The sequence below is a fragment of the Pseudomonas sp. S3_C06 genome (assembly GCF_054667675.1).
This window is the reverse complement of sequence record NZ_CP162747.1, coordinates 5,120,647-5,142,706: the sequence shown is the minus strand read 5'-3', so window position 1 is coordinate 5,142,706 and position 22,060 is coordinate 5,120,647. Positions and strand designations below refer to the sequence as shown.

Sequence of the window (22,060 nt, the reverse complement as noted above, 5' to 3'; positions counted from 1 at the left end):
AGAAGAGGGTTCAACCATGTTCGTGCACAAGACCGCATTGCTCAGTGCAATCACCACGGCCCTGCTGGCCAGCGCCAGCCTGCAAGCTGCCGAGCCGCTTAAGGCTGTCGGCGCTGGCGAAGGTCAGCTGGATATCGTTGCGTGGCCGGGTTACATCGAACGTGGCGAGAGCGACAAGGCTTACGACTGGGTCACCGGTTTCGAAAAAGAAACCGGCTGCAAGGTCAATGTGAAGACCGCTGCAACCTCCGACGAAATGGTCAGCCTGATGGCCAAGGGCGGTTATGACCTGGTCACCGCGTCGGGCGATGCGTCGCTGCGGTTGATCGTCGGCAAGCGTGTGCAACCGATCAACACCGCGCTGATCCCGAACTGGAACACCCTCGACCCGCGCCTCAAAGATGCGCCGTGGTACGTGGTCAACCAGCAGACTTACGGCACCCCGTACCAGTGGGGCCCGAACGTGCTGATGTACAACACCAACGTATTCAAGACCGCACCGACCAGTTGGAGCGTGGTGTTCGCCGCGCAGGATCTGCCCGACGGCAAGCCGAACAAGGGTCGTGTGCAGGCCTATGACGGCCCGATCTACATCGCCGACGCGGCGCTCTATCTGAAATCGACCAAGCCTGAACTGGGCATCAAAGACCCGTACCAACTCACTGAAGATCAGTACAAAGCCGTGCTCGATCTGTTGCGCGCGCAGCAGCCGCTGATCCATCGCTACTGGCACGACACCACGGTGCAGATGAGCGACTTCAAAAACGAAGGCGTAGTGGCGTCGAGCGCATGGCCGTATCAGGTCAACGGTTTGATGAACGAGAAGCAGCCGATCGCGTCGACCATTCCGAAAGAAGGCGCCACGGGTTGGGCTGATACCACCATGTTGCACGCCGAGGCCAAGCACCCGAACTGCGCGTACAAGTGGATGGACTGGTCGCTGAAGCCGAAAGTCCAGGGTGATGTGGCGGCTTGGTTTGGTTCGTTGCCAGCCGTTCCCGCGGCGTGTAAAGAGAGCGAATTGCTTGGCGCTGAAGGTTGCAAGACCAACGGTTTCGACCAGTTCGACAAGATCGCCTTCTGGAAAACCCCGCAGGCTGAAGGCGGCAAGTTCGTGCCGTATAGCCGCTGGACTCAGGACTACATCGCGATCATGGGTGGCCGCTAAGCCCGGGAGCACCTCGGTCTAGCTCCCTTTCCCCCTCGCCCCCCTGGGGGAGAGGGAGCTAAAAGCGGATCGCATCTCGTCCGCCGAATGTGTGAGCTAAGCAAACCGTAAAACGTTTCAGATTTTTCAGAAGTCCAGGCAGGGCCGCTGCGACGGCCTTCGCCTTTTTGGAGCACCGCACCATGACGCTTGCAGTCCAGTTCACCAACGTTTCCCGGCAGTTCGGCGAAGTGAAGGCCGTTGACCGGGTTTCCATCGATATCGAGGACGGCGAGTTCTTTTCCATGCTCGGCCCATCCGGCTCGGGCAAAACCACCTGCCTGCGCCTGATCGCCGGGTTCGAACAACCGAGCGCCGGCTCGATCCGCATTCACGGTGCTGAAGCGGCCGGTTTGCCGCCGTATCAACGTGACGTCAACACGGTGTTTCAGGATTACGCACTGTTCCCGCACATGAACGTCCTCGACAACGTCGCCTACGGTTTGAAGGTCAAAGGCGTCGGCAAAACCGAACGTCACAAACGTGCCGAAGAAGCCTTGGACATGGTCGCCCTCGGCGGTTACGGCGCACGCAAACCGGTGCAATTGTCCGGAGGTCAGCGCCAGCGTGTCGCCCTTGCCCGCGCCTTGGTCAATCGCCCGCGCGTGCTGTTGCTCGATGAACCTTTAGGCGCACTCGACCTGAAATTGCGCGAGCAAATGCAAAGCGAACTGAAAAAGCTGCAACGCCAGCTCGGCATCACTTTCATCTTCGTCACCCACGATCAAACCGAAGCGCTGTCGATGTCCGATCGCGTCGCCGTATTCAACAAGGGCCGCATCGAACAAGTCGACACACCACGCAATCTGTACATGAAACCGACCACCACGTTTGTCGCTGAATTCGTCGGCACCTCGAACGTGATTCGCGGCGATCTGGCCCGTGAAATCAGCGGCCATCCGCAGCCGTTTTCAATCCGCCCGGAACACGTGCGGTTTGCCGAAGGCCCGCTGGCCAGCCACGAGATCGAAGTCAGCGGATTGCTCCACGACATTCAGTACCAGGGCAGCGCCACGCGCTATGAATTGAAGCTGGAAAACGGCCAGACCCTCAACATCAGCCACGCCAACAATCAATGGATCGACAGCAGCGCGCAGCATCAGACCGGCCAGCGCCTGAGCGCGCGTTGGGCGCGGGAAGCGATGATTCCGTTGCACGACACCGTGGCGAGCGGGGTGTGACATGAGCACACTCGCGATGACTGCATCGCCGCCATTGCGCCGGTTTTCCAACCTGCTCTATCGCAAGCCGAACCTGTATCTGTCGATGCTGCTGGTTCCACCACTGCTGTGGTTTGGCGCGATTTATCTCGGCTCGCTGCTGGTGCTGTTGTGGCAGGGTTTCTACACCTTTGACGACTTCACCATGGCGGTCACGCCTGACCTGACCCTGGCGAATTTTGCCGCGCTGTTTCAGCCGTCGAACTTCGACATCATCCTGCGCACACTGAGCATGGCCATCGTTGTGTCGATTGCCAGCGCCATCGTCGCGTTTCCGATTGCCTACTACATGGCGCGCTACACCACGGGCAAGACCAAGGCGTTTTTCTACATCGCGGTGATGATGCCGATGTGGGCCAGTTACATCGTCAAGGCCTATGCGTGGACGTTGCTGCTGGCCAAGGGCGGCGTGGCGCAGTGGTTCGTGCAGCACCTGGGATTGGAACCGGTGTTGCAGTTCATTCTGGGGATTCCCGGGGTGGGCGGCAGCACCTTGTCGACCTCGCACCTGGGGCGGTTCATGGTGTTTGTGTACATCTGGCTGCCGTTCATGATTTTGCCGATTCAGGCTTCGCTGGAACGTCTGCCGCCGTCGCTGTTGCAGGCCTCCGCCGACCTTGGTGCCAAGCCGCGTCAGACCTTTATGCAGGTGATTTTGCCGCTGTCGATTCCGGGCATTGCCGCCGGTTCGATCTTCACTTTTTCGCTGACCTTGGGCGACTTCATCGTGCCGCAACTGGTCGGGCCGCCGGGCTACTTTGTCGGCAGCATGGTGTACGCGCAGCAAGGTGCGATCGGCAATATGCCGATGGCGGCGGCGTTTACGTTGGTGCCGATTGTGTTGATCGCGGTTTACCTGTCCATCGTCAAACGACTGGGGGCCTTCGATGCGCTCTAATTCAGAAAAGCAGGGGGAGAAAGCCTCTCTAGGTTTGAAAATCGCGGCCTGGGGCGGGCTGGTGTTTCTGCACTTCCCGATCCTGATCATCTTCCTTTACGCCTTCAACACCGAGGAAGCCGCGTTCAGCTTTCCGCCGAAGGGCTTCACGCTTCATTGGTTCAGCGTGGCGTTTTCGCGGCCGGATGTTTTGGATTCGATCAAGCTTTCACTGCAGATCGCAGCCATCGCCACGTTGATTGCGATGGTGCTCGGCACGCTGGCTTCGGCAGCGCTGTATCGCCGCGACTTCTTCGGCAAACAGGGCATTTCGCTGATGCTGATTTTGCCGATTGCGTTGCCGGGGATCATCACCGGGATCGCGCTGCTGGCGACGTTCAAGACACTGGGAATCGAGCCGGGGATGTTCACCATCATCGTCGGTCACGCGACCTTTTGCGTGGTGATCGTCTACAACAACGTCATCGCTCGCCTGCGCCGCACTTCGCACAGTTTGATCGAGGCCTCGATGGATCTCGGCGCCGATGGCTGGCAGACCTTTCGCTACATCATCCTGCCGAATCTCAGCTCGGCGTTGCTCGCCGGCGGCATGTTGGCGTTTGCGCTGTCGTTCGACGAGATCATCGTCACCACGTTTACCGCCGGGCATGAACGCACGTTGCCGTTGTGGCTGCTCAACCAACTGAGCCGGCCACGGGATGTGCCGGTGACCAACGTCGTCGCGATGCTGGTGATGATGGTGACGATGCTGCCGATCCTTGGCGCGTATTACCTGACGCGTGGCGGCGAGAGCGTCGCCGGCAGCGGCGGTAAATAAATATCTAACAAACACCAAAAATCCCCTGTGGGAGCGAGCCTGCTCGCGAAGAGGCCGTCACATCCAACATCGATGTCGACTGATACACCGCTTTCGCGAGCAGGCTCGCTCCCACAGTTTTAATCCGGTTTCGGCAGAACAATAAAAGTGTTAGTGAGGACAAACCCATGCAAACCAAACTCTTGATCAACGGCCAACTGGTCAACGGCGAAGGCCCCGCGCAACCGGTGCTCAACCCTTCACTTGGCGAAGTCCTGGTAGAAATCAACGAAGCCACTGAAGCCCAAGTCGATGCCGCCGTGCGCGCCGCCGACAACGCCTTCGCCGAGTGGTCGCAAACCGCGCCGAAAGACCGTTCGTTGCTGCTGCTCAAACTCGCCGATGCCATCGAGGTCCACGGCGAAGAACTGGCCAAACTGGAATCCGACAACTGCGGCAAACCCTACAGCGCCGCGCTCAACGACGAGATCCCGGCGATTGCCGACGTGTTCCGCTTCTTCGCCGGCGCCAGCCGTTGCATGAGCGGCTCGGCCGCTGGCGAATACCTGCCCGGCCACACCTCAATGATCCGTCGCGACCCGGTCGGCGTGATCGCTTCCATCGCGCCATGGAACTACCCGCTGATGATGGTCGCCTGGAAAATCGCCCCGGCGCTGGCTGCCGGTAATACCGTGGTGCTCAAGCCGTCGGAACAAACGCCGCTGACTGCGTTGCGTCTGGCCGAACTGGCGTCGGAAATCTTCCCGGCTGGTGTTCTCAATCTGGTATTTGGTCGCGGTCCTACCGTCGGCAGTCCGTTGGTCACGCATCCGAAAGTGCGCATGGTTTCGCTGACCGGCTCCATCGCCACGGGCGCCAACATCATTTCCAGCACCGCCGACAGCGTCAAACGCATGCACATGGAACTGGGCGGCAAGGCGCCGGTAATCATCTTCGACGACGCGGATATCGATGCGGCGGTTGAGGGCATTCGTACCTTCGGTTTCTACAACGCCGGGCAGGATTGCACTGCCGCGTGCCGGATCTATGCGCAGCAAGGCATCTACGACAAGTTTGTCGAGAAGCTTGGCGCGGCGGTCAGCAGTATCAAGTATGGCTTGCAGGATGATCCGTCGACTGAACTGGGGCCGTTGATCACCGCGCAACATCGCGACCGCGTTGCCGGGTTTGTCGAGCGTGCTGTGGCGCAGTCGCACATTCGTTTGATCACTGGTGGTAAGGCTGTTGATGGCAATGGTTTCTTCTTCGAGCCGACCGTGCTGGCCGATGCCCAGCAGGACGACGAGATCGTCCGCCGCGAAGTGTTTGGGCCGGTGGTTTCCGTGACCAAGTTCACCGATGAAGCGCAGGCACTGGAATGGGCCAACGATTCGGACTACGGACTCGCGTCCTCGGTGTGGACAGCGGATGTAGGACGCGCGCATCGCATGTCGGCGCGTTTGCAGTACGGCTGCACGTGGGTGAACACGCACTTCATGCTCGTCAGCGAAATGCCCCATGGCGGTCAGAAATTGTCCGGCTACGGGAAAGACATGTCCATGTATGGGCTGGAGGACTACACCACGGTTCGGCATGTGATGTTCAAGCACTAAAAGCATCGCCAGCAGGCCTGGTTTATATGTGGATTGGCAAGCCGTATGACCATGGCAAGGCGCCGGCTGGGGATGCCTGGAAGGTGAGTCGCTAAGAGTTTTTGACCTCGGCACCGACAAGGTGCCGGGGTTCAGGAAAGCCGAGAAAAACCATCAAAAAGAAAGCTCTGCCTGATCGTGCTTCAGCAAGGAAATACGGTCGAACAATTTGATTTTTTCATTGGCTTTTTGCTTGGCGTGATCGGACATGAATGCAATCAACTCTTCGAGCTGACTGACGTCTCCGACCACTTTGAATTCCTTTTCCTTGTTGACGAAAACAAGCGTCTTCTTCTTTCTCGACAACAACTCAATGACGTTGCTGAGCGTGCCGGTGCTCTTTGCGTCCCAGATCATCAAACCGTAGTCGGCTGCTTCGGCCATGACGACGTCTTTCTCGGTGAAGAAAGCTCTCGACCCTTTCGAATGTTTGGACTCGACTGTTCTGGCGGGCCAGTGCCCTAGGTTGTTCCTCGGTGCCGAGCCACTGCAGAACACCGTGGTTCTGGATCGTTCAAGCGTCAGCAAGTACTCCTGAATGGAGGTATCGGCGCCCCCAGCATCCCCAACGACCACCTCAAAATCTGACGCTACGATGTTATTGATGCGCTCTTTAACCTTCGGATCAAGGTTCTTGATGTTGATAGAGCCAGCAATAAATACAGTGGTCATTGAATTCACTTCCAAGTTAGCGCTGCGACGTAAATTTTCCCTACTTTCGGATATTTACGCAGAACAGCGCAGGCCGCGTCCATCGACGCTCCGCTATCAAACAAATCATCTACAACCAAAACATTCCAGCATCCATCGGTGGTGATTTCATCATTGACAGTGAAACTGTCTCCAATCGCGGCAACCTTGTCGGCTTTGGAATGTAAATCCTTGAGCGACTTTCCCGTGGTCGCTTTTCGAAGCAAATCCGTGAAAACCGGCCGACCGATAATTCGTCCCAACGCCAGGGCAACTTCAGTTACCGGTTGTCGCTGACGAATATTTGAAGCGGGCATAGGCACTACAAACCCGACCTGATTCAATTTTGGGAACACATTTGTCGCTACTGCCTGGGCAAGTGGACTGACCTGAGTCCAATCCTTCTGGTATTTGAGCTGGTAGGTCGCCTCGCCAATCTCTGTGCGCTGATTATCGAAGCATGGGTGTCCGCGATCATCGTTGCCAAGAAAGGTACTACTTACCATGTGTTTGTCCAGCACCCAGCCCTGATCCCAAGGGCCGTTGATCTGCTTGAGAGACACCTTCATTGAATTCTCCTTTATTCGTCACAATCCTTTGAGCCCTAAAACGACGGGCCGGCATCTGCAACGATGCGCAAGATTCAAACAAATAACGGAAAAAACACTGGTGAGGGGCGGGCTCGCTGGCACCTGTGCAAAAACAGGCATTTCCTACAGATACGACCCTCAGAGATAAATCCTCTTTCCTACAGAAGGTATCGATATAGCCGACTTGGCGTCGTAGGTTGCTAGCCGATAGGCTTTCTCTCGGCAGCGAAATCAGCGGCCCGGTGTCGAAGCCGGAAGAAAATCAACATGGCGCAACCGCGCTCATTTGAGTGGCGGCTCTATTCTCGATATTGGAGTCGACAAATGCCTAACCACGTACAAATTCCTTCTGAAACCTCTGCTTTCTTCACCCCCACCATCTTCACCCGCCACAACCGTTTCCTCCACGCCTTCATGCAAGACCACGAAGCCTGGTTCTGTGTTCAGGATCTCGGTCGCTTGATGGGCTATCCGCTAAACGAACGTCTCACCCTGAAACTCGATCCCGACCAGCGTCGCCATGTCCTTCTGCGTCGGGACGGCGAAATCATCGATTGCGCGATGGTCAGCGAGTCCGGCCTGTTCGCCCTGCTCGTCCATCACTTCGTTCCGGAAAACCGTCACCTGCGCCAATGGTTGAGCCATGAAGTCATCCCGATGCTGCGCGAAACCCAATCAAGCCCTGTGGAAAACCACCCGAGCCTGAGCTCGATGCATTGGGCGGGCGTCACCGTGCCGCTGCTGCACTGGCAACAGCAGGCGTGGGTCAAATGGCGGGATGTGCCGGAGTTGATGCACGGCCAACGGCCGTATCCGGTTCTGGGCATTTGCAGCCAAGGCTCATAAACAAAAAACCTGTGGCGAGGAAGCTAGCTCCCTCGCCACAGGTTTAGCATGTCCACCTCTAGCGAATTGAATTCAGATGAGTAGAACTGTTCTCAAATCTCCTCAGATTGAGGAAATCATTTCTTGTGATGAAAGCTTTGCGATCTCTTACCTGAAACTAAACGACGATACCGAGCTTCAGAAAGCCATTGCCGTCGGCATCGCCGATGCCGACGCAGGCAAATTGATTGATCTGGCCACCGTAAAAGCCAAATGGTTTTCACGGTGCCTACCCCAGCGTTAAAACCGCGAAACACTCCGCATCGCATCCACCAGATACCGCATCGCGATCCTGTCACTTTCCGAAAGCTCTCGATAGCGCTCCACCAGTTTCAGTTCGTCAGAGCTGAGCCGACGTCTTCTGCGGCCGCTGCCCAGGCAAGGAAAGATGCCCAACATGTCGGTGATGCCTTGGATTTTTGCCATGGACGATGTCCTTCTCTAATACTGCAAAGAATTGCTTAAACACCACATCGCCCTGCCCCTTACAGCAGCGCCGTGTGCCCTACCGGTCAGATGGGTCGCACCGGTCATGCCCATAGAATAGAAATTAATTCGGCGCTGAAAAGCGGTTTTTAGAGTAATTAGTCGAGAAAAGCAGATATGCCGTGTAAATCAGAAAGTACCGTAAGACTTTTAACCGACATGTCTTGTTTCATTGACACACTCGCGCAGTGAATCAACGAATTTTGCATTGCGAGCGAACGGTTTAAGCTAGCGGGTATCTGTTTATAGTCCGTTGCGTTTGGCCGAAGGCATGTCCGAACCGTTATTTCTGATCCAGCACGTGCCAGGAACGGCGCGGGATTGCACACGACAGGTTGTATTTATGCACCGCAGGAATTTGCTCAAAGCGTCCATGGCCATTGCGGCTTACACCGGTCTTTCGGCCACTGGCCTGCTGGCTACCCGCGCGTGGGCGGCCAGTGGCGGCGCCGCTGATGGCGAGGCGCAGGCGTTCGATTTCGAGGCGCTCAAGCGCCAGGCCAAGCAGCTCGCTGGCAGCGCCTATCAGGACACTAAACAGGTGCTGCCGCCGACGCTGGCGACCATGACTCCGCAGAATTTCAATGCGATCCGTTACGACGGCGACCATTCGTTGTGGAAGGAAAACAAAGGCCAGCTCGACGTGCAGTTCTTCCACGTCGGCATGGGTTTCCGCCAGCCGGTGCGCATGTACAGCGTCGACCCGAAGACCCGCACTGCACGCGAAGTGCATTTCCGCCCGACGCTGTTCAACTACGAGAACACTTCGGTCGACACCCAGCAACTCAAGGGCGATCTGGGTTTTGCCGGCTTCAAGCTGTTCAAGGCACCGGAACTGGATCGCCATGACGTGGTGTCGTTCCTCGGCGCCAGCTATTTCCGTGCGGTGGATGCGACTGGCCAATATGGCCTCTCCGCTCGCGGTCTGGCGATCGACACTTATGCGAAGAAACGCGAAGAATTCCCTGACTTCACCAAGTTCTGGTTCGAGACCCCGGACAAGAACGCCACGCGTTTTGTGGTCTATGCCCTGCTCGACTCGCCGAGCGCGACCGGTGCTTACCGCTTCGACATCGATTGCCAGGCCGAGCGCGTGGTGATGGAGATCGATGCGCACATCAACGCGCGCACCGCGATCGAGCAACTGGGCATCTCGCCGATGACCAGCATGTTCAGCTGCGGCAACCACGAACGCCGCATGTGCGACACCATCCATCCGCAAATCCACGACTCGGATCGCCTGGCCATGTGGCGCGGCAACGGCGAGTGGATCTGCCGTCCACTGAACAACCCGGCGACCTTGCAGTTCAACGCGTTTGCCGATACCGATCCGAAAGGTTTCGGTCTGGTGCAGACCGACCACGAGTTCGCCAACTACCAGGACACCGTCGACTGGTACAGCAAGCGCCCGAGCCTGTGGGTAGAACCGACCACCGCGTGGGGCGAAGGCTCGATCGATCTGCTGGAAATCCCTACCACCGGCGAGACCCTCGATAACATTGTGGCGTTCTGGACCCCGAAAAAACCGGTCGCTGCCGGGGATTCGCTGAACTATGGCTACAAGCTCTACTGGAGCGCATTGCCGCCAGTGGGTACGCCGTTGGCACGGGTGCACGCGACCCGTTCCGGCATGGGCGGATTCACCGAAGGCTGGGCACCGGGCGAGCACTATCCGCCGGTGTGGGCGCGCCGTTTTGCCGTGGACTTCACCGGCGGCGGGCTGGATCGATTGCCACAGGGCACCGGGATTGAGCCAGTGGTGACGTGCTCGAACGGTAAGGTGCAGGACTTCAGCGTGCTGGTGCTGGATGACATCAAGGGTTACCGGATTCTGTTCGATTGGTACCCGACCAATGACAGCGTGGAGCCGGTGGAGCTGCGGTTGTTTATTCGCACCAATGACCGCACGTTGAGCGAGACCTGGTTGTACCAGTACTTCCCGCCGGCGCCGGACAAGCGTAAGTACCCTTGAGGATTCTCTAGCGTTTGGGCAGGCCTCTTCGCGAGCAGGCTCGCTCCCACAGTTGATCTCGGCCGATCACAAAAGTCATGACCGGCATTGATTCAATGTGGGAGCGAGCCTGCTCGCGAAGTCGGCCCAGGCAATACAACATTCAGCAGACAAAAAACAAAGCCCCGGCCATCACTGACCGGGGCTTTTTTGCTTTACCGCTACCGACTCAATCGCGCAAATCAGACTCATGAATCGGCTGATCACGATGAGTCGCACGCTGATACTGCGCCGGCCACACCGCTTTGCGTCCACCCAGATCATCGTCGGCATGCAGCGGCCAGTACGGATCACGCAACAGCTCGCGGGCAAGGAAGATAATGTCGGCCTGACAGGTGCGCAGAATGTGCTCGGCCTGCGCCGGCTCGGTAATCATTCCCACAGTGCCGGTGGCGATGCCTGACTCTTTGCGTACGCGTTCGGCGAAACGCGTCTGATAACCCGGCCCGACGGGGATTTCAGCGTTGGCCGCCGTCCCGCCCGACGATACGTCGATAAGATCGGCGCCCAGAGTGTGCAGACGTCGCGCCAGCTCCACGGTTTCGTCCGGATTCCAGCCGTCTTCCACCCAGTCAGTCGCCGACACGCGAACAAACACCGGCAACTCCTCAGGCCAGACCGCCCTCACCGCTTCAGTGACTTGCAGCACCAGACGAATGCGGTTTTCAAACGAACCACCGTACTGATCGCGGCGTTGATTACTCAACGGCGAGAGAAACTGATGCAACAGATAACCATGCGCCGCATGCACCTCAACCACACTGAAACCGGCCTTCAACGCGCGTTTCGCGGCATCGACAAAGGCCTGAATGACGTCAGCAATCTGCCCTTCGTCGAGCTGTTTCGGTTGAGTGTGTTGCGGGTCGAAGGCAATCGGCGACGGCCCGACCGGGGTCCAGCCGCCATCATCGGGTTTAACGCTGCCATGCTTGCCGATCCATGGCCGATGGGTGCTGGCCTTGCGCCCGGCGTGGGCCAGTTGAATACCGGCGACCGCGCCTTGGGACGTAATGAATCGGGTGATGCGCTGTAGAGGTTCGATCTGTTCGTCGTTCCACAGGCCAAGGTCTTCGGCGGTGATCCGTCCGTCGGCCGTGACCGCCGTGGCTTCGGTGAAGACCAGACCGGCGCCGCCCACCGCACGACTGCCTAAGTGCACCAAGTGCCAGTCGTTGGCCAGGCCATCGACGCTGGAGTACTGGCACATCGGTGACACGGCGATGCGGTTGGGCAGGGTCAGTTGGCGCAGGGTGAAGGGTTCAAGCAGCAGACTCATGGGGCACCTCTCAAATCAGTGGGCAGGCTCCAGGGTTCTGTTTGAATAGTCGACGAGTGACAGGAAAAATGTGCAGCACCCGCCCCCGCGGGCAAAAAATTCGACAAGACGTCACAAGGCCAATCAAGCAGTGCTTAGAGCCTAGTCGACAACGGGGGATGAGGGAGGGTTCAGAGTGATTCTGTGTGTGAAAGTCCGCCTTCGCGAGCAGGCTCGCTCCCACAAGGACAACACCGTACCTGTGGGAGCGAGCCTGCTCGCGAAGGGCTTAGCGCGGTTCGATGTGGGCAATCATCAACTGAACCGTCTCATTCCCACGAAACTCATTAACGTCGAGCTTATAAGCCAGTTCAACCCACTTGATTGTCGGATTCGGCCAGATATCCCGGTCAATACCAAACGCAATACCGTCCAGCTTCACCGAGCCACATTCGCTCTTCAGCACCACTTTGAGGTGCCGCTCGCCGACCACCCGCTGTTCGACCAACTGAAACACACCATGAAACAGCGGCTCCGGGAAGTGCTGCCCCCAAGGCCCGGCGTGGCGCAGTGCGCGGGCCAGTTCGAGGTGGAACTCTTCAACCGCCAGCGTGCCATCGGTCAGCATGCGCCCGGTCAGGTCGTCTTCGCGAAGTTGCCTACGCACTTCGGCGTCGAATGCTTCAGCGAAAAGCGGAAAATTCTCTTGCGGCAAGGTCAGTCCGGCCGCCATTGCGTGGCCACCGTATTTGGCGATCAGGTTCGGATGCTGCGCCGCGACCACACTCAGGGCATCACGAATATGGAAGCCCTGAACAGAGCGGCCGGAGCCCTTGAGCAAACCATCGCCCGCATCGGCGAAGGCAATGGTCGGGCGGAAATAACGCTCTTTCATGCGTGACGCGAGGATGCCGATCACGCCCTGGTGCCACTCCGGATCGAACAGGCACAGACCAAACGGCATCGACTCGACCGGCAATTCCTTGAGCTGCGCCAGCGCTTCACGCTGCATGCCCTGCTCGATGGATTTGCGGTCCTGGTTCATGCCGTCGAGTTGCGCGGCCATTTCCCGGGCCAGATTGGCGTCGGCGGTGAGCAGGCATTCGATGCCCAGACTCATGTCATCCAGACGCCCGGCGGCATTCAGGCGCGGGCCGACGATAAAACCCAGATCCGTGGAGGTAATGCGTGCAGCGTCACGCTTGGCCACTTCAAGGATCGCTTTGATCCCCGGCCGTGCGCGACCGGCGCGAATTCGCTCAAGACCCTGATGCACCAGAATCCGGTTGTTGGCGTCCAGCGGCACCACGTCGGCAACGCTGCCCAGCGCCACCAGATCCAGCAGTTCACCGATGTTCGGCTGCGGCTTGTTCTCGTACCAGCCGAGGCTGCGCAAACGCGCGCGCAACGCCATCAACACATAAAAAATCACCCCGACACCGGCCAGTGCCTTGCTCGGAAACTCGCAACCGGGCTGATTCGGATTGACCAGCGCATCGGCCAGTGGCAGTTCATCGCCGGGCAAGTGGTGGTCGGTGATCAGCACTTTGAGGCCATGGCGTTTGGCGGCGGCCACGCCTTCGACGCTGGAGATGCCGTTGTCCACGGTGACCAGCAAATGCGGCTCGCGGGTCATCGCAACTTCGACGATTTCCGGGGTCAGGCCATAGCCATATTCAAAGCGGTTCGGCACCAGATAATCGACATGTGCGGCACCGAGCAAACGCAAGCCAAGCATGCCAACCGTGCTGGCCGTCGCACCGTCCGCATCGAAGTCGCCGACGATGAGGATGCGCTGGCGTTGCTCCAGCGCCGTCACCAGCAAGTCCACCGCCGCATCAATGCCCTTGAGCTGCTGAAACGGGATCAACCGCGCCAGGCTCTTGTCCAGTTCTGCCTCGGATTGCACGCCCCGCGCCGCATACAGGCGGGTCAGCAGTGGCGGTATATCACCGAGAAAGGGCAGAGTGGCAGGCAGTTGACGAGGTTCGATACGCATGGGGTGACGGAGACTTCTCTTTAATACGTGGGGTTAATCAGTTGAGGGCGCAGGATCAGCCGCGCTCACCTTGCAGCCATTGCAACTGGACTTCGTGCTGACCACGGTCGTCGGTGACGAAGATCGTCCCTTCGCTGATCATCACGTCCCACTTGATGACGCGGGGCATGTCCTTGGCCAGCGTCTCCAGCACTTCCTGCGGGACGGCGGCGATGTTGACGTTCTTCAGGTTCTTGATCGCCGGGATCACTTTGGTTTCCCAGACGCGCAGGCTGCCATAGGCCAGCAGGCTGGTGCGCTCGGTGCGACGCGAGCACCAGGTCAGACGGTCGGCGTCTGGCTGGCCGACTTCGATCCAGTGCAGAACACGGTCGTCCAGGCTCTTTTCCCATAGCGCGGGTTCGTCCACGTCTGACAGACCGCGACCAAACGACAACTGCTCGTTGTACCAGAGGGCGTAGGCCAGCAGGCGCACGGTCATGCGCTCTTCGGTTTCCGAAGGGTGACGGGCGATGGTCTGCTTGACGCTCTCGTAGACACTGCGGTCGAGGTCGGTGAGGTTCAGTTCAAACTTGTAGGTAGTGGACGGCTGGGCCATGAACGGGCTTCTTGATACGAGGAAAGTCGGCAAGTCTAACCGATGCGGTAGGCAATCATCGAATTGATGGCGATCAACCTGCGGCGTCTGACAGCCGGCTATGTTAAAACGCTGTATCTGCTTAGCCTTGTCCTACAGGATTCAGTATGCCGTTCGCCAACAAACCGCTCAGCGGTGTGAAAGTCATTGAATTGGGTACATTGATTGCCGGGCCGTTTGCCTCGCGTATTTGCGGCGAGTTCGGCGCTGAAGTGATCAAGATCGAGTCGCCAGACGGCGGTGATCCCTTGCGCAAATGGCGAAAACTGTACGAAGGCACGTCGCTGTGGTGGTTCGTTCAGGCGCGCAATAAAAAGTCGCTGACGCTGAACCTCAAACACGCTGACGGCTTGGCGATCCTGAAAAAACTTCTCAGCGAAGCCGACATCCTCATCGAGAACTTCCGCCCCGGCGTGCTGGAAAAGCTTGGCCTGAGCTGGGAAACCCTGCACGCGCTGAACCCGAAACTGGTGATGGTGCGCCTGTCCGGTTTCGGTCAGACCGGACCAATGAAAGATCAGCCAGGCTTCGGCGCAGTTGGCGAGTCCATGGGCGGTCTGCGCTACATCACCGGTTTCGAAGACCGGCCGCCGGTGCGCACCGGCATTTCCATCGGCGATTCGATTGCCGCGCTGTGGGGCGTGATCGGCGCGTTAATGGCGCTGCGTCATCGCGAAGTCAACGGCGGCCTTGGCCAAGTAGTTGACGTGGCGTTGTACGAAGCGATTTTCGCGATGATGGAAAGCATGGTGCCGGAGTTCGATGTGTTCGGTTTTATCCGCGAACGCACCGGCAACATCATGCCGGGCATTACACCCTCTTCGATTCATACCAGCGCTGACGGCAAACATGTGCAAATCGGCGCCAACGGTGACGCGATCTTCAAACGCTTCATGCTGATCATCGGCCGCGACGATCTCGCCAACGATCCGACGCTGGCCAGCAACGACGGACGCGATAATCGCCGCGACGAGCTGTATGGCGTGATTGATCGCTGGGTCAATTCGCTGCCATTGCAAACCGTGCTCGACCTGCTCAATCAAGCCGAAGTACCGGTCAGCCGGATCTTCAGCGCCGAGGACATGTTCAACGATCCGCAGTACCTGGCCCGGGAGATGTTCCTGCAGGCCAAACTGCCCGACGGCAAAGATTTCAAGATGCCGGGCATTGTGCCGAAACTCTCTGAGACACCGGGCAGTTCAGAATGGGTCGGGCCGCAATTGGGTGAACACAATGCGCAGGTACTTCACGACCTTGGCTACGACGAGCAACAGATCGCCAAGCTGCGCGAAGACGGAGCCATTTAAGCTGAAACGTCGGCCGCCATCGCACGCCAACCGCGCCCATCATTGGTGGACATGGCGGCTGTTCGGCCTGTTGTTTTTGCTCGTCCTGTCGACGGGAGCGCAGGCGAAGCCGACGCTCATATGGCTGCTGCGCGACTTGCCTCCACTGACCATTTTCGAAGGTCCGAAAAAGGGTCAGGGGGTGATTGACCAACTGATGCCGTTGCTGATCGCCGGCATGCCGCAATACGAACACACGCTGATGCGGGTCAATCGCGCCCGTGGTCTGCAGATGCTTCATGAAAACCCGTTTGCCTGTGATCCCGCACTGCTGTGGAACAAGGAGCGCGCGCAGTGGGTTGCGTATTCGATTCCGGCGATCCGCGCCGTGAGCAATGGTCTGGTGGTGCGCCTGCAAGATCGCTCGGTCCTTGAACCTTATCTGGTGGACGGCGAAGTCGACCTGTCGGCGTTGCTGACCGCCACCGACAGAAAAGTCGGCGTGGTCGCTGAGCGCAGTTATGGCGAATTTATCGACAACATTCTGCATCAGGCACCCAGCGGCGCACTGACGCCCCATTACGGTAACGAGGCACTGACCAATCTGCTGTCGATGCAGCGTCTGGGCCGGCTGCAGGTGGTGCTGGGTTACTGGCCGGAAATCCGCTATCAGGCCAGGCAGGCGCAGATCGCCGAGGATGAACTGGAGTTTTATCCGATTCGCGGCACGGGAAAATATCTCTCAGGCTACGTGGCGTGTTCCGACACCACCCAGGGACGCCAGGCCATCAGCGAGATCAACCAACTGCTGCGCACCCTGCCCCACGAGCATCTCAATCAGCTCTACGCCGCATGGCTGGACCCCGAGCGACAAGCGGATTATCTGGAACAGGCCCGCGCGTTCTTCGAACGCCAGGCCGCGCAGTAGGCAAATCGCAGACAAAAGAAACCCCGAGAAGTGGGGAGACGACTCGGGGTTAAACGTGGCCTACATAAAGACCAGTAGCAGCAAGCGACAAGCACCGGAGCACAATGCTTGATCCTGCTGTTACGGGGTCTGACTGACAGGGATGCAGGAAGGTTCCCACAAAAAATATTTCATCTTTACAGCGCCGCACGTTTATCCAGTGCCGCGTTGCGCAATGCCGCGATCACACAAGGCTCCAGCCGTCCTTCAGCGATCAGCACGTCACGGTGCAAGCCGTCGACGACGTCGGTCAGCTGCCGCTTGTCGTTGAGTTGCGCGTGATTGAATTCGCGTTCCACCACAATGGCGCCGCTGCTGTTCTTCAAGGTCAACAGGCATTCGCCATGGCAACCGCTTGGAGACAACGAAACCTGATACGGGCTCAGAGCCTCACCGAGCAATAGACTGATACTTTCCATCTCGATCTCCACTCAATAGTCCGAAAACTGTGTGCCTTGGGCGTGTTCACAATAAATGACCACCGGCCCGAGAAGAAAGTTCTGCATACCGATCGCCCCCACCCTGGAGTGTCACCGGTCTGTCAGAGCATGCACGGCGAAGATGACAGTAAAATAACGGCCCTCGTCAAATCCCGAGCGGTGGCGAAGCAGCGATCAGGTAACTGTCGAGCAAACCGCGCATGAGCACCGCCGACACCGGGGTTTGCAGACGCCCCAGCAGCCGCAGGTGGTGCTCGCACAGCAAGGGTTCGAGATCGTTCAGCAGGCTCGGCGCGACCGTTCCCAGCAGGATCAGTGCACGCGCCTCATGCTGAACCGCCAGGCGATGGATCAGCGCCAGACCATCGCCACCCTTGAGCTGCGGATCGCAAATCGCAATGTCGACCACGCCACGATGGCTCAGCGAAGACAGGGCCGATGCCAGCGACGGCGCCGTCAGTACGTCATAGATGCCAATGGCATTGAGCATTTGATGCAATGCCATCAGCTGGAACGGATTGGGTTCAAGTATCAGGACTTTAAGCGAGCGCATAAGCGACCTCTGAAGCGACAATCGCGGACTCTCACCGCAGTGGTTGTCACTCTAGGGCAGCCGTCCTAAGCCTCCCATCGGAAAAGTAGCCGCGTCGTATAGGACATTTCCCATCTTCAATGCGGACATCGACACCCGCTCTCTGTGCGACGCTGAGTGATGTCCGTCCAGCCACCCAAAAGCCCGCGCAGTTGACCGTCGGCACTGTAGAACGGCACCGTCCACTGATACACCTCACGGGGACCGCTATTGAATTGCAATCGCCGTTTGCTGAAACGTGATTTGCGCGTGCGCAATTGCACCATGAACTCGTCGTGCAGCATCAGCGCCGTCGCCTCGGGCAACGCATCGACTTCGATCAGCAATCGGCCCAGCACCTGATCCAGTCGCACCGATAACGCCTCCTCATAGCTGCGATTGCACATGATCAGCCGCCCTTGCAGATCACGGACGAATACTGGGTCCGGCATGGAGTCGATCAATGCATGCTGGAATGCGAGTTGATCGCCCAGATCCTTTTCCGCCACGCGCCGCAGTTTGATCACCGCTGTCAGTCGCCGATTCCACACCAGCGACAGCAGACCGAACACGCCAAGTCCGCCCATGCCCCAGCAACCCCATTCGAGCAGCTGCTGCCAGAACGACGGCACCGGCGCCGGCGCAATACCTTCCAGCCACTTCAGGCGGATCGCCCGCAGTTCCGCCGCAGGAAATGCCTCAAGGGCCTTGTTGAGAATACTCAGCAGCACTGGCATGCCTTTGCGTACAGCGAGGTTATCGGCCTCCCATTTGCCTTCGACCAGCCCGCCTACCTTGAGCAAGCCCAAGGGATAAAGCTGCGCACCGATTTCGTTTTCGATGGTGGCGTAGGCCTCACCGCTTTCGACCAGCGCCCGCGCCTCGGCATAAGTCTTGACCGAGCGGATCTCGATCGAGGGAAAGTCACGCCTGATCATGTCTTCCAGCGCATGCCGGGCCGGCAACACCAGCACTCGTTTGCTCAACTGCTCGAACGATTCCAGCCGGGGCGCGTCAGCACGACCGACGAACACCCAGCCCGCGCCACCGAATGCGTGACTGTAATCCAGAAACGTCTTGCGCTCTTCGCTCATGGCCAGGGTCGTACTGATATCCGCCGCCCCACTCTCGAGGCGTTCGAGCATGTGATCGGTGGAAAACGACTCCTGATGCACGAACTGCAGCCCGGTCATTGCCGTCACACGCTTGAGCACATCGTTGTTCAAACCGCTCCACTGCCCATGCTCATCCTGAAACAGATACAACGGGTACTGCACCGACGTCACCGTCACCTTGGGATTGTCGCGAATCCATTGACGCTCGTGCGCGGCCAACTCGATCGGCTGGACCTTGAACGCCACGGCATCGTCGTGCAACGCCAATTGCGCCGCCACACTGCTGCGCGTCAAAGCCAGCAATCCGAACAAGAACAGTCCACTCAGTGCCGGTTTCAAACCTCTATAAAACAGCATTGCCACTTCCTTCGTGATCGACTCACCCGTCCTTCGTGGGTGAAAACCCGAGCAGTGTGGCAGCAGAAACAAAAAAGCCCGTCAGGAGACGGGCTTCAAAATGTGACAGCTTTTACGGGCTTAAAGCGGCTTGCCGCGGTTGCCATGCTGGCTGACAAAGGCTTGCACGGCTTTCAGCTCGTTTGGCAGAACGGTACAGCGCTCGTTTCGCTCAAACAAATCAGAAAGATGTGCAGGTAGCTCGAGCGCTTTTCCTACACCGGCTTTCTCCACTGCATCCGGGAATTTCACCGGGTGGGCGGTGCCGAGGATGACCATCGGGATGTCCAGGCTGCGTCGGCATTCGCGCGCAGCTTTGACGCCAATGGCGGTGTGCGGATCCAGCACTTCGCCGGTCTGTTCGTAGACTTCGGCGATGGTTTCGCAGGTCTGCACGTCATCCACGGCCAGCGAGTCGAACAGTTTGCGCGCTTCGGTCCAGCGCTCTTGCTCGACGCTGAAACCGCCGCCCTGCTTGAACGAGTCCATCAGGCCGGCAATCGCTGCACCGTTGCGACCGTGCAGGTCGAACAGCAGGCGTTCGAAGTTCGACGAGACCATGATGTCCATCGACGGCGACAGCGTGGCGTGCAGGGTTTCCTTGACGTACTGATTGCCGCTCATGAAGCGGTGCAGGATGTCGTTGCGGTTGGTGGCGACGATCAACTGGTTGATCGGCAGGCCCATGTTGCGCGCCAGGTAACCGGCGAAGATATCGCCGAAGTTGCCGGTCGGCACCGAGAACGACACCGAACGCGCTGGGCCGCCCAACTGCAGGGCTGCGTGGAAGTAGTAAACGATCTGGGCCATGATCCGCGCCCAGTTGATCGAGTTCACCGCGACCAGACGCGTGCCTTTGAGGAAGCTCTGGTCGGCGAAGCTGTTCTTGACCATTTCCTGGCAGTCATCGAAGTTGCCTTCGATGGCGATGTTGTGGATGTTCTCGCCGAAAATCGTGGTCATCTGGCGACGCTGCACTTCAGACACACGGTTGTGCGGGTGCAGGATGAAGATGTCGACGTTTTCGCAGTGCTTGCAGCCTTCGATGGCGGCCGAACCGGTGTCACCGGAGGTGGCGCCGACGATCACTACGCGCTCACCGCGTTTTTCCAGCACGTAGTCGAGCAGACGACCGAGCAGTTGCAGGGCGAAGTCCTTGAACGCCAGGGTCGGGCCGTGGAACAGCTCCAGCACCCATTCGTTGCCGTTCAGCTGACGCAGCGGCGCCACGGCGCTGTGGGCGAACACACCGTAGGTTTCTTCGAGAATCTTTTTGAAATCGGCATCCGGAATGCTGCCGGTGACGAACGGGCGCATGACGCGGAAAGCCAGCTCGTGATACGGCAGGCCGGCCCAGGAAGCGATTTCTTCCTGGGTGAAACGTGGCAGGTTTTCCGGAACGTACAGACCGCCGTCGGTCGCCAGACCAGCCAGCAGGACGTCTTCGAAATTCAGGGCCGGTGCCTGGCCGCGGGTACTGATATAACGCATGATTTCAAACCTTCGGTTTGAGCTTCAAGCTACGAGCTACAAGCTGCAAGTAAAAGCCAGACCGCTTTTCTCTTGCCGCTTGCAGCTCGAAGCTTGCAGCTGCTTCTGTTTAGTTCAGGTGCTCGACGCGGATCCGTACAACCGGACCATTGACGCCGGCCAGCGCTTCGAGGGCGGCAATGGCATCGTTGATGCGCTGCTCGACCACGCGGTGGGTCAGCAGGATCATCGGCACCAGACCGTCGTGTTCCTCGACTTCCTTCTGCATGATCGACTCGATGTTGATGCCGCGCTCCGAGAGGATGCTCGCCACCTGAGCCAACACGCCCGGATGGTCCTTGGCCTGAATGCGCAGGTAGTAAGCGCTTTCGCAGGCTTCGATCGGCAGGATCGGATGGGCCGACAGCGAATCCGGCTGGAAGGCCAGATGCGGCACGCGGTTTTCCGGATCGGAAGTCATCGCGCGAACCACGTCGACCAGATCGGCGATCACCGACGAAGCGGTTGGCTCCATGCCGGCGCCAGCGCCGTAGAACAGCGTCGAACCGGCAGCGTCACCGTTGACCATCACCGCGTTCATCACGCCGTTGACGTTGGCGATCAGGCGATCGGCCGGGATCAGTGTCGGGTGTACGCGCAACTCGATACCGGCGGCAGTGCTGCGCGCCACACCGAGGTGCTTGATGCGGTAGCCCAACGCTTCGGCGTAGTTGACGTCAGCGGTGGTCAGTTTGGTGATGCCTTCGGTGTAAGCCTTGTCGAATTGCAGCGGAATGCCGAACGCGATGGAGGCCAGAATCGTCAGCTTGTGCGCCGCGTCGATGCCTTCAACGTCGAAGGTCGGATCGGCTTCGGCGTAACCCAGTGCCTGCGCTTCGGCCAGCACGTCTTCGAAGGTGCGGCCTTTCTCGCGCATTTCGGTGAGGATAAAGTTACCGGTGCCGTTGATGATCCCGGCGACCCAGTTGATGCGGTTGGCGGACAGGCCTTCACGGATCGCCTTGATCACCGGAATGCCACCGGCCACGGCCGCTTCGAACGCCACGATCACGCCTTTCTCGCGAGCCTTGGCGAAAATTTCATTACCGTGAACGGCAATCAGAGCCTTGTTCGCGGTGACCACATGCTTGCCATTCTCGATGGCCTTGAGTACCAGCTCGCGGGCAACGGTGTAGCCGCCCATCAGCTCTATGACGATGTCGATCTCAGGGTTCGTGGCCACTTCGAAGACATCGTTGGTAATCGCAATACCGGTCGTCTGGAACTGAGGCTTTGGCGTGCGCATGGCAATTTGTGCCACTTCGATTCCACGCCCGGCACGACGAGCAATTTCCTCGGCGTTGCGCTGAAGTACGTTGAAGGTACCGCCACCGACGGTCCCTAACCCACAGATGCCTACTTTGACCGGATTCACTGTGAACTCCCCATAAAACGGCCGACGCGGGGTCGGCCGGAAAACAACCGCGTG

At 58.6% G+C, this 22,060-nt stretch carries 21 protein-coding genes; 10 read left to right on the top strand and 11 right to left on the bottom strand.

Going from position 1 to position 22,060, the window contains the following annotated elements; translation table 11 throughout:
• Positions 1-16: 16 nt before the first annotated feature.
• The 5 genes from ydcS (at position 17) to AB4N44_RS22730 (ending at position 5,734) form a co-directional block, all read left to right on the top strand.
• Entirely contained in the window at positions 17-1,168 is a 1,152-nt protein-coding gene (gene ydcS / locus AB4N44_RS22750) for a putative ABC transporter substrate-binding protein YdcS (protein WP_460107396.1), read from the top strand.
• 182 nt (positions 1,169-1,350) lie between these two features.
• Positions 1,351-2,388 carry an ABC transporter ATP-binding protein gene (locus tag AB4N44_RS22745; protein ID WP_150749474.1) on the top strand — a complete coding sequence of 346 codons (1,038 nt, stop codon included), beginning with the start codon at positions 1,351-1,353 and terminating at the stop codon, positions 2,386-2,388.
• A 16-nt stretch (positions 2,389-2,404) separates the two neighbouring features.
• Positions 2,405-3,325 carry an ABC transporter permease gene (locus AB4N44_RS22740; protein ID WP_007908947.1) on the top strand — a complete coding sequence of 307 codons (921 nt, stop codon included), beginning with the start codon at positions 2,405-2,407 and terminating at the stop codon, positions 3,323-3,325.
• Complete coding sequence (locus AB4N44_RS22735) at positions 3,315-4,142, top strand: ABC transporter permease (RefSeq protein ID WP_460107400.1); 828 nt, start codon at positions 3,315-3,317, stop codon at positions 4,140-4,142. Before AB4N44_RS22740 ends, AB4N44_RS22735 begins: the two co-directional genes overlap by 11 nt.
• 167 nt (positions 4,143-4,309) lie before the next feature.
• On the top strand, positions 4,310-5,734 hold the full coding sequence (locus AB4N44_RS22730) for a gamma-aminobutyraldehyde dehydrogenase (protein ID WP_160038453.1): 1,425 nt from the start codon (positions 4,310-4,312) through the stop codon (positions 5,732-5,734).
• Between the two features lie 153 nt (positions 5,735-5,887).
• Here AB4N44_RS22730 and AB4N44_RS22725 read toward each other — a convergent pair whose 3' ends face one another.
• Together AB4N44_RS22725 and AB4N44_RS22720 are read right to left on the bottom strand one after the other, a co-directional pair.
• Complete coding sequence (locus tag AB4N44_RS22725) at positions 5,888-6,445, bottom strand: hypothetical protein (protein WP_460107403.1); 558 nt, start codon at positions 6,443-6,445, stop codon at positions 5,888-5,890.
• Between the two features lie 5 nt (positions 6,446-6,450).
• On the bottom strand, positions 6,451-7,032 hold the full coding sequence (locus tag AB4N44_RS22720) for a ComF family protein (RefSeq protein ID WP_064120575.1): 582 nt from the start codon (positions 7,030-7,032) through the stop codon (positions 6,451-6,453).
• Positions 7,033-7,377: 345 nt separating this feature from the next.
• Here AB4N44_RS22720 and AB4N44_RS22715 point away from each other — a divergent pair, with 345 nt between their 5' ends.
• Together AB4N44_RS22715 and AB4N44_RS22710 are read left to right on the top strand one after the other, a co-directional pair.
• Entirely contained in the window at positions 7,378-7,899 is a 522-nt protein-coding gene (locus AB4N44_RS22715) for a BRO-N domain-containing protein (protein WP_460107406.1), read from the top strand.
• A 76-nt stretch (positions 7,900-7,975) separates the two neighbouring features.
• Positions 7,976-8,182 (top strand): hypothetical protein, encoded by a 207-nt coding sequence (locus AB4N44_RS22710; protein ID WP_455807367.1) that lies wholly within the window; start codon positions 7,976-7,978, stop codon positions 8,180-8,182.
• On the opposite strand, the gene AB4N44_RS22705 is transcribed toward AB4N44_RS22710, so the two are convergent.
• A complete protein-coding gene (locus tag AB4N44_RS22705; RefSeq protein WP_102357616.1) occupies positions 8,179-8,364 on the bottom strand; it encodes a hypothetical protein in 186 nt (61 codons plus the stop codon). The two genes, AB4N44_RS22710 and AB4N44_RS22705, sit on opposite strands and share 4 nt — an antisense overlap.
• A 403-nt stretch (positions 8,365-8,767) precedes the next feature.
• On the opposite strand from AB4N44_RS22705, the gene AB4N44_RS22700 reads away from it, so the two are divergent.
• On the top strand, positions 8,768-10,396 hold the full coding sequence (locus tag AB4N44_RS22700) for a glucan biosynthesis protein D (RefSeq protein WP_460107409.1): 1,629 nt from the start codon (positions 8,768-8,770) through the stop codon (positions 10,394-10,396).
• 208 nt (positions 10,397-10,604) lie between these two features.
• Here the strand turns inward: AB4N44_RS22700 and AB4N44_RS22695 are convergent, their stop codons facing one another.
• The 3 genes from AB4N44_RS22695 to AB4N44_RS22685 form a co-directional block, all read right to left on the bottom strand.
• Positions 10,605-11,711, bottom strand: a complete 1,107-nt coding sequence (locus tag AB4N44_RS22695; RefSeq protein WP_095119340.1) for an NADH:flavin oxidoreductase/NADH oxidase — start codon at positions 11,709-11,711, stop codon at positions 10,605-10,607.
• A 268-nt stretch (positions 11,712-11,979) separates the two neighbouring features.
• Entirely contained in the window at positions 11,980-13,689 is a 1,710-nt protein-coding gene (recJ, locus tag AB4N44_RS22690; RefSeq protein ID WP_127925959.1) for a single-stranded-DNA-specific exonuclease RecJ, read from the bottom strand.
• A 55-nt stretch (positions 13,690-13,744) separates the two neighbouring features.
• On the bottom strand, positions 13,745-14,287 hold the full coding sequence (locus AB4N44_RS22685) for a YaeQ family protein (RefSeq protein ID WP_007908961.1): 543 nt from the start codon (positions 14,285-14,287) through the stop codon (positions 13,745-13,747).
• 146 nt (positions 14,288-14,433) lie between these two features.
• Here AB4N44_RS22685 and AB4N44_RS22680 point away from each other — a divergent pair, with 146 nt between their 5' ends.
• Positions 14,434-15,633, top strand: coding sequence for a CaiB/BaiF CoA transferase family protein (locus AB4N44_RS22680; RefSeq protein WP_127925958.1), 1,200 nt, complete (start codon positions 14,434-14,436; stop codon positions 15,631-15,633).
• A complete protein-coding gene (locus AB4N44_RS22675) occupies positions 15,560-16,540 on the top strand; it encodes a TIGR02285 family protein (protein ID WP_174245044.1) in 981 nt (326 codons plus the stop codon). The genes AB4N44_RS22680 and AB4N44_RS22675 overlap by 74 nt, the downstream gene beginning before the upstream one ends.
• Before the next feature lie 176 nt (positions 16,541-16,716).
• On the opposite strand, the gene AB4N44_RS22670 is transcribed toward AB4N44_RS22675, so the two are convergent.
• The 5 genes from AB4N44_RS22670 to AB4N44_RS22650 all read right to left on the bottom strand — a co-directional run bounded on the left by AB4N44_RS22670 (position 16,717) and on the right by AB4N44_RS22650 (position 22,006).
• Positions 16,717-16,998 carry a DUF3509 domain-containing protein gene (locus AB4N44_RS22670; RefSeq protein WP_127925957.1) on the bottom strand — a complete coding sequence of 94 codons (282 nt, stop codon included), beginning with the start codon at positions 16,996-16,998 and terminating at the stop codon, positions 16,717-16,719.
• Between the two features lie 166 nt (positions 16,999-17,164).
• Positions 17,165-17,572 carry a response regulator gene (locus AB4N44_RS22665; protein ID WP_460107413.1) on the bottom strand — a complete coding sequence of 136 codons (408 nt, stop codon included), beginning with the start codon at positions 17,570-17,572 and terminating at the stop codon, positions 17,165-17,167.
• Positions 17,573-17,688: 116 nt separating this feature from the next.
• Positions 17,689-19,062: a transporter substrate-binding domain-containing protein gene (locus tag AB4N44_RS22660; RefSeq protein WP_150749481.1), complete on the bottom strand. Its 1,374-nt coding sequence runs from the start codon at positions 19,060-19,062 to the stop codon at positions 17,689-17,691.
• A 120-nt stretch (positions 19,063-19,182) separates the two neighbouring features.
• Positions 19,183-20,592 carry a threonine synthase gene (thrC, locus tag AB4N44_RS22655; RefSeq protein WP_460107415.1) on the bottom strand — a complete coding sequence of 470 codons (1,410 nt, stop codon included), beginning with the start codon at positions 20,590-20,592 and terminating at the stop codon, positions 19,183-19,185.
• A gap of 109 nt (positions 20,593-20,701) precedes the next feature.
• Positions 20,702-22,006: a homoserine dehydrogenase gene (locus AB4N44_RS22650; RefSeq protein ID WP_007908972.1), complete on the bottom strand. Its 1,305-nt coding sequence runs from the start codon at positions 22,004-22,006 to the stop codon at positions 20,702-20,704.
• Positions 22,007-22,060 lie beyond the last annotated feature (54 nt).

What these genes read in the sequence shown, in the direction of transcription:
- AB4N44_RS22680 (WP_127925958.1), top strand. Translation starts at nt 14,434, where the DNA reads ATGCCGTTCGCCAACAAACCGCTCAGCGGTGTGAAAGTCATTGAATTG.
- AB4N44_RS22715 (WP_460107406.1), top strand. Translation starts at nt 7,378, where the DNA reads ATGCCTAACCACGTACAAATTCCTTCTGAAACCTCTGCTTTCTTCACC.
- AB4N44_RS22675 (WP_174245044.1), top strand. Translation starts at nt 15,560, where the DNA reads ATGCGCAGGTACTTCACGACCTTGGCTACGACGAGCAACAGATCGCCA.
- AB4N44_RS22720 (WP_064120575.1), bottom strand. Translation starts at nt 7,032, where the DNA reads ATGAAGGTGTCTCTCAAGCAGATCAACGGCCCTTGGGATCAGGGCTGG.
- AB4N44_RS22660 (WP_150749481.1), bottom strand. Translation starts at nt 19,062, where the DNA reads ATGCTGTTTTATAGAGGTTTGAAACCGGCACTGAGTGGACTGTTCTTG.
- AB4N44_RS22710 (WP_455807367.1), top strand. Translation starts at nt 7,976, where the DNA reads ATGAGTAGAACTGTTCTCAAATCTCCTCAGATTGAGGAAATCATTTCT.
- AB4N44_RS22740 (WP_007908947.1), top strand. Translation starts at nt 2,405, where the DNA reads ATGACTGCATCGCCGCCATTGCGCCGGTTTTCCAACCTGCTCTATCGC.
- thrC (WP_460107415.1), bottom strand. Translation starts at nt 20,592, where the DNA reads ATGCGTTATATCAGTACCCGCGGCCAGGCACCGGCCCTGAATTTCGAA.
- AB4N44_RS22745 (WP_150749474.1), top strand. Translation starts at nt 1,351, where the DNA reads ATGACGCTTGCAGTCCAGTTCACCAACGTTTCCCGGCAGTTCGGCGAA.
- AB4N44_RS22735 (WP_460107400.1), top strand. Translation starts at nt 3,315, where the DNA reads ATGCGCTCTAATTCAGAAAAGCAGGGGGAGAAAGCCTCTCTAGGTTTG.
- AB4N44_RS22665 (WP_460107413.1), bottom strand. Translation starts at nt 17,572, where the DNA reads ATGCGCTCGCTTAAAGTCCTGATACTTGAACCCAATCCGTTCCAGCTG.
- AB4N44_RS22700 (WP_460107409.1), top strand. Translation starts at nt 8,768, where the DNA reads ATGCACCGCAGGAATTTGCTCAAAGCGTCCATGGCCATTGCGGCTTAC.
- AB4N44_RS22695 (WP_095119340.1), bottom strand. Translation starts at nt 11,711, where the DNA reads ATGAGTCTGCTGCTTGAACCCTTCACCCTGCGCCAACTGACCCTGCCC.
- AB4N44_RS22685 (WP_007908961.1), bottom strand. Translation starts at nt 14,287, where the DNA reads ATGGCCCAGCCGTCCACTACCTACAAGTTTGAACTGAACCTCACCGAC.
- AB4N44_RS22670 (WP_127925957.1), bottom strand. Translation starts at nt 16,998, where the DNA reads ATGGAAAGTATCAGTCTATTGCTCGGTGAGGCTCTGAGCCCGTATCAG.
- AB4N44_RS22730 (WP_160038453.1), top strand. Translation starts at nt 4,310, where the DNA reads ATGCAAACCAAACTCTTGATCAACGGCCAACTGGTCAACGGCGAAGGC.
- AB4N44_RS22725 (WP_460107403.1), bottom strand. Translation starts at nt 6,445, where the DNA reads ATGACCACTGTATTTATTGCTGGCTCTATCAACATCAAGAACCTTGAT.
- recJ (WP_127925959.1), bottom strand. Translation starts at nt 13,689, where the DNA reads ATGCGTATCGAACCTCGTCAACTGCCTGCCACTCTGCCCTTTCTCGGT.
- ydcS (WP_460107396.1), top strand. Translation starts at nt 17, where the DNA reads ATGTTCGTGCACAAGACCGCATTGCTCAGTGCAATCACCACGGCCCTG.
- AB4N44_RS22705 (WP_102357616.1), bottom strand. Translation starts at nt 8,364, where the DNA reads ATGGCAAAAATCCAAGGCATCACCGACATGTTGGGCATCTTTCCTTGC.